The 18350-nt window shown below is 38.6% G+C and carries 16 protein-coding genes; 11 read left to right on the forward strand and 5 right to left on the reverse strand.

Annotation, left to right across the window (positions count from 1 at the left end):
* Nucleotides 1–24 precede the first annotated feature (24 nt).
* From IV73_RS03290 to IV73_RS03315, 6 genes are all read left to right on the forward strand, one after another.
* Nucleotides 25–1215 (forward strand): GGDEF domain-containing protein, encoded by a 1191-nt coding sequence (locus IV73_RS03290; protein ID WP_057754864.1) that lies wholly within the window; start codon nt 25–27, stop codon nt 1213–1215.
* Between the two features lie 72 nt (nt 1216–1287).
* Nucleotides 1288–2031, forward strand: a complete 744-nt coding sequence (locus tag IV73_RS03295; RefSeq protein WP_057754867.1) for an EAL domain-containing protein — start codon at nt 1288–1290, stop codon at nt 2029–2031.
* 211 nt (nt 2032–2242) lie between these two features.
* Nucleotides 2243–4279, forward strand: coding sequence for a pectate lyase-like adhesive domain-containing protein (locus IV73_RS03300; protein WP_057754869.1), 2037 nt, complete (start codon nt 2243–2245; stop codon nt 4277–4279).
* A 25-nt stretch (nt 4280–4304) separates the two neighbouring features.
* Nucleotides 4305–4628, forward strand: coding sequence for a hypothetical protein (locus tag IV73_RS03305; RefSeq protein ID WP_057754872.1), 324 nt, complete (start codon nt 4305–4307; stop codon nt 4626–4628).
* 4 nt (nt 4629–4632) lie between these two features.
* Nucleotides 4633–5214 carry a hypothetical protein gene (locus IV73_RS03310; RefSeq protein WP_057754874.1) on the forward strand — a complete coding sequence of 194 codons (582 nt, stop codon included), beginning with the start codon at nt 4633–4635 and terminating at the stop codon, nt 5212–5214.
* A gap of 39 nt (nt 5215–5253) precedes the next feature.
* Complete coding sequence (locus tag IV73_RS03315; RefSeq protein WP_057754878.1) at nt 5254–5847, forward strand: hypothetical protein; 594 nt, start codon at nt 5254–5256, stop codon at nt 5845–5847.
* 83 nt (nt 5848–5930) lie between these two features.
* On the opposite strand, the gene IV73_RS03320 is transcribed toward IV73_RS03315, so the two are convergent.
* A complete protein-coding gene (locus IV73_RS03320; protein WP_057754881.1) occupies nt 5931–7457 on the reverse strand; it encodes a helix-turn-helix domain-containing protein in 1527 nt (508 codons plus the stop codon).
* Nucleotides 7458–7742: 285 nt separating this feature from the next.
* Between IV73_RS03320 and larD the strand changes: the two genes are divergently transcribed.
* From larD to xerS, 5 genes are all read left to right on the forward strand, one after another.
* Nucleotides 7743–8456, forward strand: coding sequence for a D/L-lactic acid transporter LarD (gene larD / locus IV73_RS03325; RefSeq protein WP_057754884.1), 714 nt, complete (start codon nt 7743–7745; stop codon nt 8454–8456).
* 260 nt (nt 8457–8716) lie between these two features.
* The gene (locus IV73_RS03330) at nt 8717–9199 is read left to right on the forward strand and encodes a CAT RNA binding domain-containing protein (protein ID WP_057754887.1); all 483 of its coding nucleotides are present in this window, start codon (nt 8717–8719) and stop codon (nt 9197–9199) included.
* Nucleotides 9192–11024, forward strand: coding sequence for a beta-glucoside-specific PTS transporter subunit IIABC (locus IV73_RS03335; protein ID WP_057754890.1), 1833 nt, complete (start codon nt 9192–9194; stop codon nt 11022–11024). The genes IV73_RS03330 and IV73_RS03335 overlap by 8 nt, the downstream gene beginning before the upstream one ends.
* 27 nt (nt 11025–11051) lie before the next feature.
* The gene (locus tag IV73_RS03340; RefSeq protein WP_057754893.1) at nt 11052–12509 is read left to right on the forward strand and encodes a glycoside hydrolase family 1 protein; all 1458 of its coding nucleotides are present in this window, start codon (nt 11052–11054) and stop codon (nt 12507–12509) included.
* 185 nt (nt 12510–12694) lie between these two features.
* Nucleotides 12695–13765: a tyrosine recombinase XerS gene (xerS, locus tag IV73_RS03345; RefSeq protein WP_057754896.1), complete on the forward strand. Its 1071-nt coding sequence runs from the start codon at nt 12695–12697 to the stop codon at nt 13763–13765.
* 197 nt (nt 13766–13962) lie between these two features.
* Here xerS and IV73_RS03350 read toward each other — a convergent pair whose 3' ends face one another.
* From IV73_RS03350 to IV73_RS03365, 4 genes are all read right to left on the reverse strand, one after another.
* A complete protein-coding gene (locus IV73_RS03350; protein ID WP_057754899.1) occupies nt 13963–15876 on the reverse strand; it encodes a copper-translocating P-type ATPase in 1914 nt (637 codons plus the stop codon).
* 1 nt (nt 15877) lies between these two features.
* Nucleotides 15878–16258, reverse strand: coding sequence for a cupredoxin domain-containing protein (locus IV73_RS03355; RefSeq protein ID WP_057754901.1), 381 nt, complete (start codon nt 16256–16258; stop codon nt 15878–15880).
* Between the two features lie 53 nt (nt 16259–16311).
* A complete protein-coding gene (locus IV73_RS03360; RefSeq protein WP_057754905.1) occupies nt 16312–16734 on the reverse strand; it encodes a CopY/TcrY family copper transport repressor in 423 nt (140 codons plus the stop codon).
* Nucleotides 16735–16872: 138 nt separating this feature from the next.
* Nucleotides 16873–18237, reverse strand: coding sequence for an MFS transporter (locus tag IV73_RS03365; RefSeq protein ID WP_057754908.1), 1365 nt, complete (start codon nt 18235–18237; stop codon nt 16873–16875).
* Nucleotides 18238–18350: the final 113 nt, after the last annotated feature.

Below are 18350 nucleotides of genomic sequence, written 5' to 3' on the forward strand. Positions count from 1 at the left end.
AAGTGAAAAATAGGAGATAGCATTTTGATTCAATATTTGAATAATTATTGGGATGCTTTAACACACGTTTTCAAACAGAGTAGTCTAGAAGGATTTTTTGTAGTTATAGGGATTTTAGCCGTGAGTTTGTTATTTTATGGCTTTATGCAAGAACGATTAAGAAAGTTTGTTTCTCCAGGTACAATGAACTGGTTACTGGGAGCGGTCCCTGTGATAGCGGTCCTAGCCCTGCAAACTTACTTCATTACGATGAATAATAACCAATTGGCGTTCACAGAATCCAATTTACAATTAATAATATTTTTATATTTTTTGTTTATGCTTAAAAATCGTTTACAGTTAGTGTTTGAGACATTAACCATGATTGGTTTATTAATCTACTTGATTAATATGCACCAACAGAACTTGTGGCGCGTTTTTTTAGCGATATTGGGTGGGATTGCGGTAATAATGATTTCAGCATATATTCAAAAAAAGGCTGATTCCATTATTGATCATACATGGAAATACTTGGGGATAATTTTATTATATGCTAATGCCTGGTGGATGATGCTTTCATTGTTATATCCAAATATCACAGTGGCACAATACTTAGCGCTCATCACTAAATTTATTATTTTTATGAGTATTATTCATATTCTAAATATTCTTGTGCGCCGCATATGGAAACGCTATACTACTTTGCAAACGGATATCGGGCGCGATTTTTTAACAAACGTTTATAATCGTGAATCATTTGATAGCCGGTTTAACGAAGTCTTTAATTGCTTTAGTAATAACCATATTCCATGGTCATTACTATTGTTTGATATTGATAACTTCAAGCAAGTTAATGACACGTACGGGCATTTAGTAGGTGATGAAGTATTAAAACAAGTGACAGCGTCAGTTCAAAATACCTTAATTGAAACGAAATCATTCGGACAACTATTTCGTTTAGGCGGGGAAGAATTTGGTATCATTTTTCGCAATAAAACGGAAGAAGAAGCGTTGGAAACGACTGAGCTTATTATGCAACACGTTAAAGAAATTCGAATACCAATTACCAAAGATAATACGGAATTAAAGATAACAATTTCTGCCGGGATTTCGGAGCAAAAGTTAGAAGATGTTGAAGCGCTGGATTTGTATGACCGGGTTGATTCATATTTGTATGCTTCTAAAAATGGAGGTAAATGCGCTTTGACAAATTCTAAATGGACACGGCAAGTTTAATTAATACTAAATATGTGTTATCTAGTGTGAAACGATGAAAAAAGAGAAGAACGGGGAAGGATTACAGTAATAATGAACGATTTCTATTTTGTGGCTCAAAAAATTGTTAACTTAGAGGTAGATGGTTCCAGTTCAGAATATGAACTGCTTTTACGTAGCCATCAAGCACCTGGTTTTCCACAAAAGCAATATTTAGAGATGATAAGTAATGAGTCAGCTCATAAAGATTACATGGAAATCGTACTGCAAGTTTTACCGCAAATCTTGAAATCCAATTCAGATGATATTTTTTCATTTAATTTGGATCAACAAGAATTAGAATACGAGGCGACTTTTGAAATGCTTGAAATGTTGGCTCAAATTGAACCCAACATCCATGCACGTCTATGGATTGAAATTACGGAACTACCAGCGCAACACCGTTCAAATCCTTATGCGAGTGGCTTAAATGTTGAGGCTTTCGCTCGATTACAAGAGATGGGTTATCAAGTCGCGTTTGATGATGTTGGGCAAGGAAATAATTCGCTTGGGAATATGTTTTTGATTACCCAATACATTAAGCGAATTAAATGGTCGTTAGTGCATGTTCGGAAAGTACTTAATAAAGAATCTTTGAAGTTAAACTTGGAATTATTGAGCATCATTGCCCAAAATCGGCATTTAGACCTAGTGGTCGAGGGAATTGAAAATCAAGATACCGTTGATTGTTTGCTGAAAAATCAAGTGTGTTTGCAACAAGGTTACCATTTTGACAAACCACATGAGATTGCGCCAATACCTTTAGCGATTGATGAAGGTAAAAAAATATTAGGTTAATTTGTGGAATTAGATTAGTAGAGCATCAGTGAATAACTGATGCTTTTTTGTATTAAAAAGCTTAAAATCAACCTTTATAAGTCGAAAATGAGAATTACATAAAAATAGTGAGCGAAAATATTAAAAAACACTTGCCATTGAGTGTGATTATCAGTTAAAATAAGTAAAAAGAAGATGTAAACGTTTTCAATAAACTGAAAGGAGCAAAGCGATGAAAGTAATAGATTTTAATTTGAAAACTGGTTTTTTACTCTTACTTTGCTTCATTGGTGTGCAATTAGTTAGTTTTGATTCAGTGGCAGCAGATGTGAAAGAGGTAACTTCGAATTCAGAATATCGATCTGCTTTAGCCGACCCGAAAGTGACTGAAATACAATTAAAAAACGATCTGAATTACGGGAGTGAAAGTTTTCCAGTGAACCATTCAGTGGTAATTAATGGTATGGGACACACGGTTTTATATAATGGAACTTTACAAACTCAAGGGGTTTATTTTAACGCAAATGATATTGAAATTTACTATAAAAACATTAATTTTGGCCGAGAAAGTAATTTAGGTTTACAGATTTTAAATAATGCAAATAATTTTTATGGGATTGCCCCACAAAATGGAAAAAAAGGTCTGACCTTACAAGTTGAAAATGTTGGCTATTATTCGGATCTAGGGGCTCAACCTTTTTATCTACCGGCAGCTGATAATCAGATTATCTTTAGTGGAACGAATAATTTTAAAATGATGGGGGGGTTAAATTCACAAGAATTTGCGGAAGCGAGCACATTTATTTTTAAAGCGAACAGTCAAACCACTGTGGTAGATCAAAATAACACTAATTTAGGTTTTATTTGGGCTCAAAATGTAGCACTCAATTTTAATGTTGAAGCCAACGCAAAAGTAAATATTACAACGAAACATGATTTTTTGTATTCCACAGAAATTGCGCCAATGTTTAATCTTGGGGCCGGTGCGCAGCTAGATATTCAGCAAGCGGATTCGTTAGCATCTGGCACCATGGGACGTCTAATTTATCAAGGTAATTTAAAACCACAGATTCAGGTTGGGCCAAGTGCAAACATTAGTTTACAAACCAAAAATGAAAATAAGTTTAGTAACATACAAGTTAATCTAGGTTCTGGGTCAAGCAGTTCGTTTAATACGAAACAAGGTACTAACTTTTTTGGTGGTTCAAGCGGGAACATCAAGCTAGACAATATTCAAGATGTGACATGGTCGGGTCAAGGTGGATCCAGCACTGGGCCGATTGGTTTAGTTGGAGGAATTGACTTTACGGACTTTGTATCGCCATTAGAAGGCTATGGCGTATATCTTAATCAAACAAAGCCAGCATTGACGAAGCAAACCACGAATGATAGTTGGATATTAAATGCGAGTGGCTTTTCACGAAACGGAACAGATTTTAGCACTGATCAAAAAAATGCCTTAAGAGCAGCTAAAGAAATAAAATTAGTTGGTGAAAAAAATCAGCCCACGCAGTTGAGCTGGAGTAATCAAGCTGTCCAAACTACGCAAACCTTAGATATCGATATGTATGATTTACAACAAGCGGACGGTCAGGAACTCACCTTTTATTGGCAAGATAATGACCCCAATGAACCATTGGCTTTTCAACTCTTAGATGCAAATCATCAAATTGTTCAAACGAGTAAGGTTAACACTGGTGCGGGAGCAACTACCTGGCAAAAGCAGACAATGCAGCTGCCAAAGCAAGGGATTGACTATGGATCTCAAATGTATCAGATCCATGTTGTGCGAGAAAATGCGGATGGTTCCTTAAATGAGGTTGGTGCAACTAATCTTCAGTTGCAAGTAAATGTAACTGGAAGTTTAAGATTAATCGATGTTCCGGCAAGTTTTCAATGGTCGCAACGTACGCCAAAATCTAAGGCCCAAATTTTAAATCGTGATACCGCTAATGTTGCGCCATTTCGGGTAATAGATAGTCGGCCGGCACCTCATCAGTGGACGCTACAAGCGCATGTTATTGGAGATGTCAAAGCACCGTTCCATTTAAAATGGCGGCAAAACACAACTGACCCAGTGGTAGATTTAGATGGTCAAGTTATTTGGCAACAGCGTAACCCAGCGCAAGCACAGATGGATTTTCAGCAGACATGGGATGCTAAGACAGGAGTTGTGCTGGAGACTGAACCATATATTCCCATCGGTCAATATCAAAATCAGCAAACGGTGGTCTGGACTTTGAACACTGTGAATTCCGACGTACCGTAAACATGCGTTCAAAAAGGAGGGTATTATGGGATCACTTTTAAGCTTCAAAAAGAAATTCACGTTAGCGAGTATTAGTCTTTTGGGTATGGGCTTTAGCGGGTGGCAGTATACTTTTATTAGAGCTAGTGAGCTTCAACAAAATCAAGCAGTTGTTAGGTTAAGGGTTGAACCAGTAGAGATACCCGTTGAAAAGACACTTTTTGGGCCAAGCTTTCCCGGCAACGTCTTACAGTTACCGACGACGGGGGTCGATCGTTTATATTTCATGTTAGGTTTTGGATTTCTGTTGATGCTTTGGCTGTTGTGGCTATCTCGGCAAACCCAATGGTTATCAACGCGAAAGGAGTAAGTTTATGGACCTGCGAACACGCTCACCAGCATACGTATTGTATTGCTTAATCAGCAGTTGTTTATTTGTATTTTTAGGTTATTTTTTACAATCTGTTGAAGCTCAGGTCGTTAGTACGCCGATTCAAATTCAGATTACTCCTACGACAATTCTTTTGGAAGATATAACAACACCTGATTTTGCGACACAATATAGTCAAAATCCACAACACCTTCAATCTAAGCGCCCTTTACGGGTTCGCTTAAAGGTGAATAGGGCATTGAATCAACAGCGATGGCAACTTCAATATCAATTATCAGCATTTAAAAGTCAAACAAACGGTAAAACCATTCAACCCAAGTATCAAATTGGTCCAGGCCAATTTGAGGCTTTGTCAGGGGACATAGGCAATACGCAACCGTCTACGATGACCGGGACATTGCAAAATGAAGTTCCCATGCTGCAATTAACCAATTTATCAGTGGGAGAATATGAATATAATATCCCAGCGCATCAAATTCAAATGAACCTTCCAGCAGCAGTTCAGGCGGGTGATTATACCGCCACGCAAACGGTTAGTTTAATAAGCAGTCCGAATGTTCCATAAAGGATGGACAAGGACCCATAAAAAATGGAGGAAAAGACCATGAAAACTACAAAACTATTAGGAACTACTTTTGCAAGCTTGATCTTATTTGCCGCGGGGGCGACTCCTATCTTGGCGGCCGATCAATTAGTTGTTAACGGGACTAATCAAACGCCGACTACGGTGCAAATTGTGGATGACGTCAGCGATCCAGATCCATTAGACCCAAGCGACCCTATGCAAGCCCATTTGACGTTAGAACACGTACCTGGCGCATATGATTTTAGTTCGACATTGACCCGAAATGGCTATAAATTGAATTCCCCAGTGAATGATAATATTCAGGTTTTCAATGATCGTAGCACACGCCAGTGGTCTGTTAAGGCGAGCGTGTTAAACGACCAATTAATGCGAGGTGGCGACCAATTTAATGTGGACCAATTTAGCATTAATAACATTGCTTTAGCGACCGGGACCGACACGGTTGTAGCTAAAAGTGTCGACCAAACAGTCGCTAATAATACAGGTTTACTGACTACACCAGTAACGGGGGTTAAAATTGATTTTAAAGACCCACAAATGCAGTTAAAAGCTGGTGACAAGCTAACTGGAGCGATTAAGTATCAACTTTACGCGGTGGCAGATGTAGAATAAAATGAATAAATAAAAAACGACATTATAGCGGCCAATTGTGGCATATGGTGTCGTTTTTCAGTGTTTAAGCTAGCTAGCATAGATTATTCAATAAGTGACGTACTTTGTTGTTCCTTAATTTGATTTAAACGTCCCATCAAATGATTGAAATCACTAGTTGTAATTTGACTATGAACATAGATTTGTTTTTCTGATGGGTAATTAGAATTAACAAACAAATCGGTATGCACGACTAAGTCCGCTTCGTGTTTAAGGTCATGGATTTGAACTTCAACATTAAAGAAAGGTTGTAGGAGTGTCTCTAAGCGATTTCGGAAACCGGCATCAATGTAACTTGGTGAATCCAATTGTACTAAAACTTTAATGGTTGGTTCAAAATAAAAAATTGATTGGATTGCCGCAAAGGCATAGGCATAACGAATGCAGAGGGCGTGCAAGGTATCTGGACTCATTTGAGCTATATCAGTGGGATCTAGCAACTCTTTAATATTAGATAAGAGGTGCGGTGCATTTTGTTCTAAGACTTCGACCAAATGTAAATTAGAAACGGTAAAATCGATGTCAGGGAATAAGGCGACATGCACACGTCCGGCAATGAGGGAGACTAAGAAATTCTGTCCCGATTCGTTTGATAAATCAATTTTTAGACCCAATTTTTCTTGAACTCGATCTACGAAGTGATGTGCCGTAGCATGAAACGGGCTATTTAAGGAAGCTAGTTTGCGATCAATAGCTAAAGCACGACCACGATAGAGGTAATAATCTGGAATTGTTTTTAACCATAAGAGAACAAATTTTGTATCATTTTTGGGTAATCCATAATTTTGGGTTAGTTGTATCATCACGCGTTGATCATGTTCATCAAAAATTAAAATGTCCATTAGTTCATCCGACACGGGATTGACTGGAAGCATATTTGCTTGGCTTCGCGCAAAATTAGTGGCTAAAATAAACATCAGCTCATTTAGTTTTCCATCGTCATTAGGAATACTATATTCTTTAAAAATAACTTTAGCAATTGTTTGCATTAATGGTTGCGAGACCGTTTCAAAGGGCCAAGTGACACCTCGATAAATGCGCCATAAAAATGTCGCTATTCCAAAGCGGATTTTTTCTGGCTCGCCACTTAGGCTCATATTGCCTTTATAAATGGCGATGGAAAGTTGATAGGGTTCCATTTCTTTATTGAATTTAGTAATATTACGACGCAAGGCGGTTTCACTAATATAATTATCAAAGCAAAATTGTTTAATATTAACGATCGGATTTTGAAGTAATTGTTTGCATAATAATAATTGTATTGAATGTTCGGTAATCTTAATATGTAGGCGTTGATACGTTAAACGATTACCAATGTAACGATAAATATGATTATTTTTATCAATATAACCTAATTCTTCACCAGGCTCGTTCTTTTCATTGATTGCAATATCATTAATTTCATCAATATATTTATAGATCGTTCGCCGGTTAAGGGGCAAACGATTTTGAATCATAGCAATATCTACGCCTTCGTCATAATCGGCGATAATTTGGAGAATTGAAATCCGGTGATGAATATCGTAACTATAAATATTAGAAGCAAAACTAACATTGTATTCTTCTAGCATTAGATTACAAACCCCCTATTAAACAGCATTAAAAAGCTTATTTGTATTTAGTAACTAACATTATGTAGCATACATATGTGGTTAGTTGATTGTTTTTAAATTATTCCATTGATTAAAAAGTATATTATTATGTAGCGTATGTATCCACAATTATATACAACATTAAATTTATCACAAAAATGATAATAAATAAACATAAATTAAGGTTTACTAATGTTCCAGTTTAGGGCATAATTATATGGTTGTCTGTCACAAATATTAAAAGTTTTATTTTAGGGAGTAAAAATGATACATAATTTGTTAGCCGAATTCATGAGTACGGCATTAATGATTATTTTTGGAGTTGGGGTCCATGCGGACGTAGTTTTAAATAAAACGAAGTACCATGGTTCTGGGCATTTATTTGCGATTACTACGTGGGCATTTGGAATTAGCGTTGCTTTATTTATTTTTGGCGGGGTATGTATGAATCCTGCGATGGTCTTGGCCCAAAATATTTTGGGAATGCTACCATGGTCAACGTTTATTCCTTATTCTCTGGCCGAAGTGGCTGGAGGAATTGTTGGTGCAGTAATCGTTTGGATTATGTATGCTGATCAATTTAAAGCTTCAGAAGGTGATTTAGCACCCGATGATGTTCGAAATATTTTTTCAACAGCACCAGCCATTCGGAACTTACCACGTAATTTCTTTGTCGAGGCCTTTGCAACCTTTGTCTTTTTAACTGGTATTTTGTCAATTGTCCAAGTTAAAACAGAAGGAGTTGCAGCCATTGGGATTGGACTTTTAGTTTGGGCCATTGGAATGGGAATTGGTGGAACGACTGGATTTGCGATGAACTTAGCGCGAGACATGGGGCCACGGATTGCACACCGTATTTTACCAATTGGGAATAAAGCTGATTCAGACTGGAAGTATGCCATCCTCGTTCCCGGACTGGCACCTTTTGTGGGAGCCATTGTTGCTGCCTTATTTGTTAAATATTTCTTAGGGCTTTAATTCATTATAGTTTAAAGATTATTTTTTAAATAATTAATTTGAAGACTTACGTAACTATCTGCGTAAGTCTTTTTAGTTCAATGGAAATAAAATTTAAAAATGGCTATTGAAAACGTTTTCTTTAGGTGGTAGAATTCAAGACAGCAATTTGGATTGTGACCAATTCGTTGGGCAAGACCGAATAGTACGGAGAAGCAAATTTTTGTTGCTTTTCCGTACTATTGGGTCTTTTTTTATTGTTAGGCTGGGGGGTGAGTTAGATGTTGGCCAAGAAAATTTTGAATAACAACGCAATTATTGCCGCAACATCATTAGGCGAAGTGGTGGTATTAGGTTGCGGGATTGGATATCAAGTGAAAGGTGGTGAAGAAATTGCGATTCAAAAAATTGAAAAATGGTACAGTGGACAATATTTAAATAATTTTGAAGATTATGTTATCTGTTGTATGGTTGTCGATCAAATGATGTCTGCTAGTAAACGTTTAGGAATTCGACCGAGTCAGATGTTGGCGGGACGTTTAACGTTAGCTTTAGAACTCATCATCTTGAGCAAAGGACAAGCCAACCCTCTAGCCCCCGTTATTTATCAACATTTACAAGAAAATCACCCGCAAATATTGCAAATTGGTCAAATGGGATTGCGTTTGTTAAGTGACACCTTGGAGTGCGACGTCGCAATTCAGGAAGCGGGTATGATCGCTTTGGAATTGTTAAATGAAGATGGAGATAAAAGGCATGGGTAATAAGGAATTAGTGCAAAAAATTATAGCGGCAGTTGGTGGTGCGATTAATATACAAAGCGTATGGCATTGTGCTACTAGGTTACGGTTTAAATTGAAAGATAAAACTCTGGTGGATAAAAAAACTTTGGAAGTCATGAGTGAAGTAGTTGCAGTGGTAGATTCGGGTGGACAGTTGCAAATAGTCATTGGAAACGATGTTAATGAAGTTTACAAATCGTTAAGAGAGCAGTATCAAACGTCGGAGGATGAGGTTAGTAATGAGGAAGTAGTAGACGCGCCTAATCACGAAAAAATGATCAACCGAATTATTACATTTATTTCGGGGACTTTCTCGCCCTTTTTGGGTGCTTTAGCAGGAACCGGGGTTTTAAAAGGAATTTTAGCATTAAGTTTGGTTGCTGGTTGGTTAACGCCAGAAAGTGGTGTTTATAAAATTTGGTATGCGGCGGGTGATGCCTTATTTTATTTCTTACCAATTTTATTAGCCTTAACAGCGGCGAAACAGTTGAAGGTCAATCAATATACAGCGATGGCTTTAGCGGGAGCCTTAGTGTATCCATCTTTAGCCACTCAGTTAATGAATCCAGATCCGTTGATGTTCTTTGGGGTTCCAGTAGTTGGAGCCAATTATGCCTCAAGTGTTTTACCAATTTTATTAGCAGTTTGGTTATTGTCTTATCTTGAGCCGCAATTTAACCGGATTTTACCGGCCTCAATTCGCAATATTTTAACGCCGATGTTGCTTTTGATGATTATGGTGCCATTAACTTTGCTGAGCATTGGCCCATTAGGTAATTGGATTGGGCAAGTACTATCAGCTGGCATTATGAATATCAATCAAAGTGTCCCGTTCTTAGCAGGGGCCATTATTGGCGCTTGTTGGCAATTATTTGTAATTTTTGGGGTGCATTGGACTTTTATCCCAATCATTGCTAATAATATCGGCGAACTTGGTCATGATCCATTAACACCAATTATTTGTGCATCAGTAATGGCTCAGGCGGGTGCGGCCTTAGGTGTATTTTTACGTGTGCGCGATACTAAACTTAAGTCAATCGCGGGGTCATCAGTCCTAACCAGTTTACTTGGAATTACGGAACCAACCATTTATGGGGTGACATTGAAATTAAAGAAGCCCTTTTATATTGCCATTGGGGCCGGTGGTTTGGGTGGAGCTATCATTGCCTTAGGAAAGGTTCAAGCGACTGCTTTTACTCTGCCAAGTTTACTATCATTGCCAGCTTATTTAGAAGGCGGTGTAATTTACTTAGTCTTAGGACTAAGTTTGGCTTTTGGTATTTCAACGGTGGGGACTTATTTCTTTGGAGTAACCGCAACTGTCCATGATCAGCCAACGCAATTATATGACGAAGATATTAAAGCACCCGTTGTTGGACAAATTGTACCGTTAATGAGCATTGATGATGAAGTGTTCGCAAGCGGTGCCATGGGGCAAGGTATTGGGATTATTCCGAAACAAAACATCATTACAGCCCCTGTAACTGGTGAAATTGTTACAGTGCATCCACATGCGATTGGAATTCGGTCAAAGCAAGGTGCTGAAATATTGATTCATGTCGGAATTAATACAGTACAGTTGAATGGAAAGCATTTTAAGAAGTTGGTTGAGCCTGGCAAAAAGGTAAACTTAGGTGATCCGGTCTTAGAATTTGACCGGCAAGCGATCCAAAAGGCGGGTTATGATCCGATTGTGTTATTAATTGTGACGAATACGCCAAATTATCAATGTCAGATAACGCAAGACTTGGAAACTACTAAAAACTGGTTAATTCGTTTACGACCAAATCCAAAAGCAGCAAAATAAGTATAATGATTTAAGGAGAAATGTTAAATGTATCAAGCTAATATTACACAAGGTTTTCCCGACGATTTTTTATGGGGCAGTGCAATTTCTGCAAATCAAACCGAGGGGGCATGGCAAGTAGACGATAAAGGGTTAAGCACCGCCGATATAATGCGCCGGATCACTGATCGTCAAAATAAGGCTTTGGCACCGATTACAAAGGCGGATTTTGATCAAGCGTATCGTAGTAAGGATGTTGAGCAATACCCCAAACGGCGAGGAATTGACTTTTATCATACTTATCCCGAAGATATTGCTTTATTGGCAGAAATGGGGATTAAGGTTTTACGTTTTTCAATTGCGTGGACCCGAATCTTTCCCACGGGGCTAGAGGAAGAGCCAAATTTAGCTGGCTTAGCTTATTACGATCGGATTTTTGCAGAATTAGCTAAATACGATATTGAACCATTGGTAACAATTTCACATTTTGAAATGCCAGCCATGCTTTGTATTAAGTATCAAGGTTGGGCTAGCCGCGAAGTTATCACAGCCTTCACCAAATTTACAGCAGTTTTATTTAAGCGGTATCCACAGGTTAAGTATTGGCTCACTTTTAATGAAATTAATACAAGTTTATGGGGCTTTCATGAAACTGGTGTCCTAGATGCCGAAAAAACTAGCCAAGAACAACTACAATTGCGATATCAAGCTGTTCATTATCAGTTCGTGGCCAGTGCCTTAGTAATTCAACAGCTTAAACAAATAAACCCACAAGCTCAAGTCGGTGCGATGTTAGCTCGAATGCAAACTTATGCGGCGACAGCTAAACCTGATGATGTCTTGGCAGCTCAAGAAACCGATCGACAAAATTTGTTTTTCTTAGATGTGCAAGCACGTGGTGAATATCCAAGTTATATGAACCGATATTTTAAAGAACAGGCTTTGGATTTAGATATTACGCTAGCTGATCAAGCTATAATCGCTCAATATCCGGTTGATTTTATTAGTTTTAGTTATTACATGACGACAATTGTTGACGAAGAAAGCCGGCATCAACAGGCGGCGGGGAATATGGTGGTTGGTAAAGCTAATCCATATTTAAAAGCTTCAGCCTGGGGTTGGCAAATTGATCCAATCGGACTTCGGATTACACTAAACACATTATGGGATCGTTATCAAAAGCCTTTGTTTATTGTGGAAAATGGTTTAGGCGCGCTAGATCAAGTTACAAATGACGAGCAAATCCATGACGACTATCGGATTAGTTATTATCAACAGCATTTACAGCAGTTGAAATTGAGTTTAGAAGATGGTATTCCAATTTTAGGTTATACGTCTTGGTCCCCAATTGATTGTATTAGTTTTAGTACTTCGGAAATGAGTAAACGGTATGGATTTATTTACGTGGATTTGGATGATGATGGTAATGGTACGGGTCAGCGTTTAAAGAAAGATTCATTTTATTGGTATAAAAAAGTAATTGCAAATAACGGTGCGGATTTATAATATTTTTAGGCCAAGTCTAAGTATTAATGACTTGGTCTTTTTAGGCAGCAATCCACGTAGTGAAGAGGTTATAAATAGTAATCCACTATGCGGACATATTTACATATTTACGCATAGTGTGTTAAAATAAAAACATACTTCATTATGACGACTTATTTTAGCCGAGTGCACTAAGGAGCTTATTTATGACTACTAAAAAACAATTTATTGAAAACGCGCAAAAAAAATTACTTTTAATGCCACCCATTACTAAACAATTTTATAATTATCGCATAGCTAGCGGCGCGCAACCTTCAACTATGTATACAACTTTAAATAATCTACACCAATTCTTTACTTGGTTTTGTAACCATACACCAGACTTAAACGTTCCTGAACAATCAGCTTTACGAGTCTCAGACTTAGCTTTGATTAATCCTGAAACGATTCAAGCTTATATTACATCAATGCTCGCACCTGCAGATGGCACTAAACCAGTCTCAAAGAATACCATCAACACAAGATTAATGTCGTTACGCGGCTTTTTTCGTTGGTTAACTGTCGAGTCGACAGATCCGCAAAATGCGCCACACAGCTATTTAGATAATAACCCCATGCTTAAAATTAAATTCAAGTATGGTCAGACCACCTTAAATGCTAAGGCGAATGCTATCAATAAAAAAATTTATGACGGTGATCGTAAGTTTAATTTCTTGGAATGGTTGCAAAATGACTATAAAAAAACGTTATCACCACAAGCACTCAAGCTTTACGAACAAACTGAAATCCGTAACTGCGCCATTTTCTCTCTCTTAATTGCTTCGGGGCTACGGGTTACCGAGCTCGTTAATATCGAATTAACCGACATTGATAACGATAAGCATATCATTGAAAACGTCATTCGCAAAGGAGATCACGAAGACGTCGTTAAATACGCAGCCTGGGCTGAACCGTATATTGCAGATTGGCTCGAATACCGTGATCTTAATTTTGGTGAACAAGCAAATTCTGCTTTATTTGTTACTTTAAGCCGAGGTTTGGTTTACCGTATTTCACAGTCACAAGTTGAGCGTATGGTTAAAAAATATACTAAGGCCTTTGGTCGAGAAACGACGCCTCATAAACTACGCCACACCTTTGGAACTGAGCTTTATCGAGCAACTAACTCAGTTATCGATGTTCAACAAGCGCTGGGGCAGACTACTGATTCAGCTACTAAAATTTACATCCACGCCGATCAAGATAAACGCAACCAAGCAATCGAAAAACTCGAATAAGTTTGACGATAAAGTAAGAAATAGATCCTAAACCAATTTTTAGTAGATGCAGATTGTCTTAAAATCTGACCGAAAGCACCTTTAATCTTAATTAACAAAAAAGCATAGTCTTAATTTTGACTATGCTTTTAAAATCGCGTTATTTTGTATTATACATTTTATAATTTGCCTTATACATAAATAATAATTTAAGCCGTTTAGCTGATTTTATCAAATTTGAGCAAAAGTGAATTAGCTAGGACGGAAACAGAGCTCAAAGCCATGGCCAATCCCGCAAATCCCGGACTCAATGTGACGCCCCACTTTACAAACAGGCCTGCTGCTAATGGTAGACCAATAATATTATAAACGAAAGCCCAGAACAAATTCTCTTTAATTTTCATAAAGGTCTTTTGACTTAATTTCAATGCCTTGGGCACATCTGTTAAGTTATTTTTCATCAATACAATATCACCAGTATCAATCGCAATATCAGTTCCGGTCCCCATCGCAATTCCTAAATCAGCAGTAGCTAAAGCTGGCGCATCATTTAATCCATCACCCACAAAAGCGACAGGACCATTACTTTGTAATTGTTGCAAATGATCCGCTTTTTGGTTAGGTAAAACTTCGGCCTGAATTTCATCAACGCCTAATTGTTGACCGATTGCTTGCGCTACATTTTGATTATCGCCAGTAATCATCGCCGTTTGGTAATTAGCCTGCTTTAATTGTTGAATTGCTGGTTTTGCTGAAGCTTTCGGTTGATCTTGGATTGCCAATATACCTTGCACCTGTTGATCCCAAGCAACATACACCACACTTTGCGCCTGTTGCATATAAGTTGCAGCAGCTGTCTGCAATTGCGGTGCTAATGTTGCATCACCCATCAAAGTGAGATTACCAACTGCGACCAGGTGACCATTAATTTCACCTTGCGCCCCTTGACCCGCAATCGCTTTAAAATTATGAACCGGCTGCAATTCGTCAGCATTCACCGTGGCCACCACGGCTTGTGCCAAAGGATGCTCCGAAACCTGTTCAACACTCGCCGCCCAATTTAAAATTTGTTGCGTATCAACTTGTGGTATGGTGCTCGTTTGCGTTACCTTTGGAGTCCCTTCAGTTAAAGTGCCTGTCTTATCAAATGCCACCACTTTAATCTGATTGGCTTGTTCTAAGACTGTTCCATTCTTAATTAAAATACCTAATTTAGCTCCACGAGCAGTCCCAACCATTAAAGCCGTTGGGGTTGCTAATCCTAGCGCACATGGACACGCTATAACTACAACGGCGACCGCATAATTAATAGCCTGACCTACTGTTGCATCCAAAAACAAATACCAAACTAAGAAAGTTAAAATCGAAACAATCAAGACGGCCGGTACAAAGACATCTGAAATCTGATCGGTTAATTTTTGAATGGGCGCCTGGCTGGCTTGTGCTTTTCGCACGACTTCAATAATCTGCTGCAACATCGTCTCCGAGCCCACTTTATTGACCCGTAAAACCAGCGTTCCATTTTGATTTAATGTTGCCCCAAAGACTTGATCATCCTTTTGTTTTTGGACAGGTAGACTTTCACCCGTTAGCATAGCTTCATTCACTGATGAATTACCTTCTAAGACGATTCCATCCAAAGGAATTTTTTCTCCCGGCTTAACCCGTAATTGGTCACCAACTTGCAGTTGATCAATCGCAATTTCTTGATACCGTCCATCACGCCATACTTCAGCCGTATTAGCTTGTAACTGCATTAATTTTTCAACTCCAGTATTTGCTTGCTCGCGCATCCGGACTTCCAATACTTGACCCAATAAAACAAAGGTAATTACAACCGCAGCACTTTCAAAATAAACCGGCTGAGCTTGCATCATCGCCCACAAACTATACAAGTAAGCCGTTGCCGTTCCGACCGCGACCAAGGTATCCATATTAGCGTGATGCTTTTTAAACGAAGCCCACGCGCTATGCCAAAATGGGCGCGCCGCAATTAACATAATCACGGTCGTAATCGCTGCCATCGTCCAAACACCACCAGGAAGCATGATGCCCAGCGGCGTTAAAATCATTTCCGCCAACAAAGGCAACGTTAAAACTAATGCACTCCAAAAACGCGTTTCAATTCGCATATTAAGCCTCCGGTTCAATCTTTAACTGTCCATGGAACATATTCATCCCACAGGCCCAGTTATAATCACCAGCTTCTTTAGTATCAATCTTTACCGTTACCGGTTGATCCTTAGGCAGTGCTTGATTAATTCCTAAATCTGGGAACACAACATGATCCAAACAGCTTGAAGCATCCTTGCGCGTAAAGATTAACTCAGCTGGGACATTTTGCTTTAAAACAACTTTTTCAGGTGAATATCCACCATCAACGTTAATTTTAATCCGCTGCTTTTGGCCCTCTATTACCGCTGTTGATTCAGCCACTTGGTGTTTGCCAAAAAACCACCATACAATTCCAATTATGAAAATAATTCCGACAATCCCAACAATCACTTTAATCATCATTAATCTCCTCTGTTCATCCTAACTGTAATTAATTCGCCAAACGCTGATCTCTAACAATTACCATCAGGCATGCAATGACATTGCACCACTTCTGGAGCGGTTTGTGCACGAGCTTGCAAAATATCTTGCATAGCAGCAATATCTTTCTGACTAATCGGCGCCATTTTCAAGAGCTCTTGTAGTGCATTACCTTGATGTCGATCACATAGCCGCTTAAATAGTGCCTGTGTATATTCAATTGATATATGATCCTCATCTACCAACGCTGTATATTGATATTGCTTTCCCAGCGCTTGCGTTACTAAAAACCCCTTTTTTACCAAACGCGCTAACATCGTTTTAATCGTTGAGGCTGACCAATTGTGGTCAGGGGCCAATAAATCGCTAATCGCATGACTTGTTAACCCTGGCTTAGCCCAAATTAAATTCATCACCGCAAATTCAGCTTCTGAAATATTACTGATGGCTTCCATCGATAACCAACTCCTTTCTTAATCTACATCTGTAAACAATGTTAGCCTTAGAGTCTACATTTGTCAACACAATCACGCCTTGCCGCTAAAAAAAACGGTGAGGATATTCCTTACCGTTTTTTATATTAATGTTATTGCTTAGGTTGTTAACCGACGCCATTGTTGATTTAACAACTTAATTGTCGTAATAAAGAGCAATAAGGCGATTACAAAGAGAACGGCCAGTAAGATAACGCCATTGCGCCCACCAATCATGGCTCCATGCACTGCATCACTAGCCTGTCCCATCGCAAACAAACGTGCTGCCACAGCAGTCGCAGCCGCCCCTGCAAATTGCTGCAAGGTATTCATGACACTATTCCCATCCGCAGACAAAGTCTCGTCTAATTGACTTAAGGTAGCGGTCATTAAGTTATTAATAGCCATCCCCGAACCAATCATGGTCAAGACATGAAGGCCTAAGAAGACCCAGATTTGTTCCCATTGAAAGGCAATTGCTAAACTAGTCATGGCAATCGTTGAAGCTGTCAAACCGAAAATAATTGGCTTAACTGGTCCAATTTTATCTAAAATCCGTCCGGAAATGGGGCCTAAGATTGCACCGGTTACTGCGCCAGGGAACATGAATAACCCGGCCACAGTTGAAGTCTTACCCAAGCCGATTTGAATAAAGCTTGGTAAGATAAAGGACAAGGTTAAAAGCATGGCTTGATATATGAGTACTCCATACAATAAACGATCGAAAACACTGTTTTTAAAGACATTTAAATTCAATAACATTCGTTGCTTATTCAAGTAATAGAAAATGATTAACGCAATTAAGCTCCCAATGAACCAAGTAATTGAAAGCTGTTCAATCGCTAACAAAAGACTGCTTAATCCGATTCCTAAGAACACAAAAGCGCCCAGGTTAAACTTTTCAGAACGTTCAACGGACTCTTGTGGCATAGCATATAACCCCATCCCAAATGAGATCAACGCCAAAGGAACTAAGAACCAGAAAATAGCTCGCCAGCCTAAGGTTCCCATCAAGACACCACCATAGGTCGGACCGATCGCTGGCGCAATGGAAGTCGTCATCGTTCCGATTCCCATCATGACGCCCCGTTTTTCCATTGGTGATTTTGTTAAAATAATATGAAACATTAATGGTAAGGCAATTCCCGTTCCCAATCCTTGCAAAAATCGTCCCGCTAACAAAATTGAAAGAGTCCCTGCAAAACTATCCATGATAATTCCCATAAAGAACAAAATATTTGAAACAATAAATAATGTACGTGCTGAAAAATTACGAATAAAATAAGCAGATAAAGGGACAATAATCGCAATTGCTAAAAGATACCCCGTGGTAACCCATTGCACACCATTCGCATTCACATTAAATTCTTCCATTAATGCTGGAAAGGTAACGTTCATTGACGTTTCAATCAAAACCCCACTAAAACACATAATACCAGCCGCAATTACAGCGGCCAATACATGCCATTCTTTTGTTTTTTGCATTTTTAAACCACTCCCCTTTTTAATATATTTTCAACCAGAACCTCAGACATTAAAAAACGGGCATAACCAAAATGATTATGCTCGCCTCTTTTCTCGGTATACAACTAAATATA

This window comes from Weissella kandleri (genome assembly GCF_001438705.1).
GTDB lineage: Bacteria > Bacillota > Bacilli > Lactobacillales > Lactobacillaceae > Weissella > Weissella kandleri.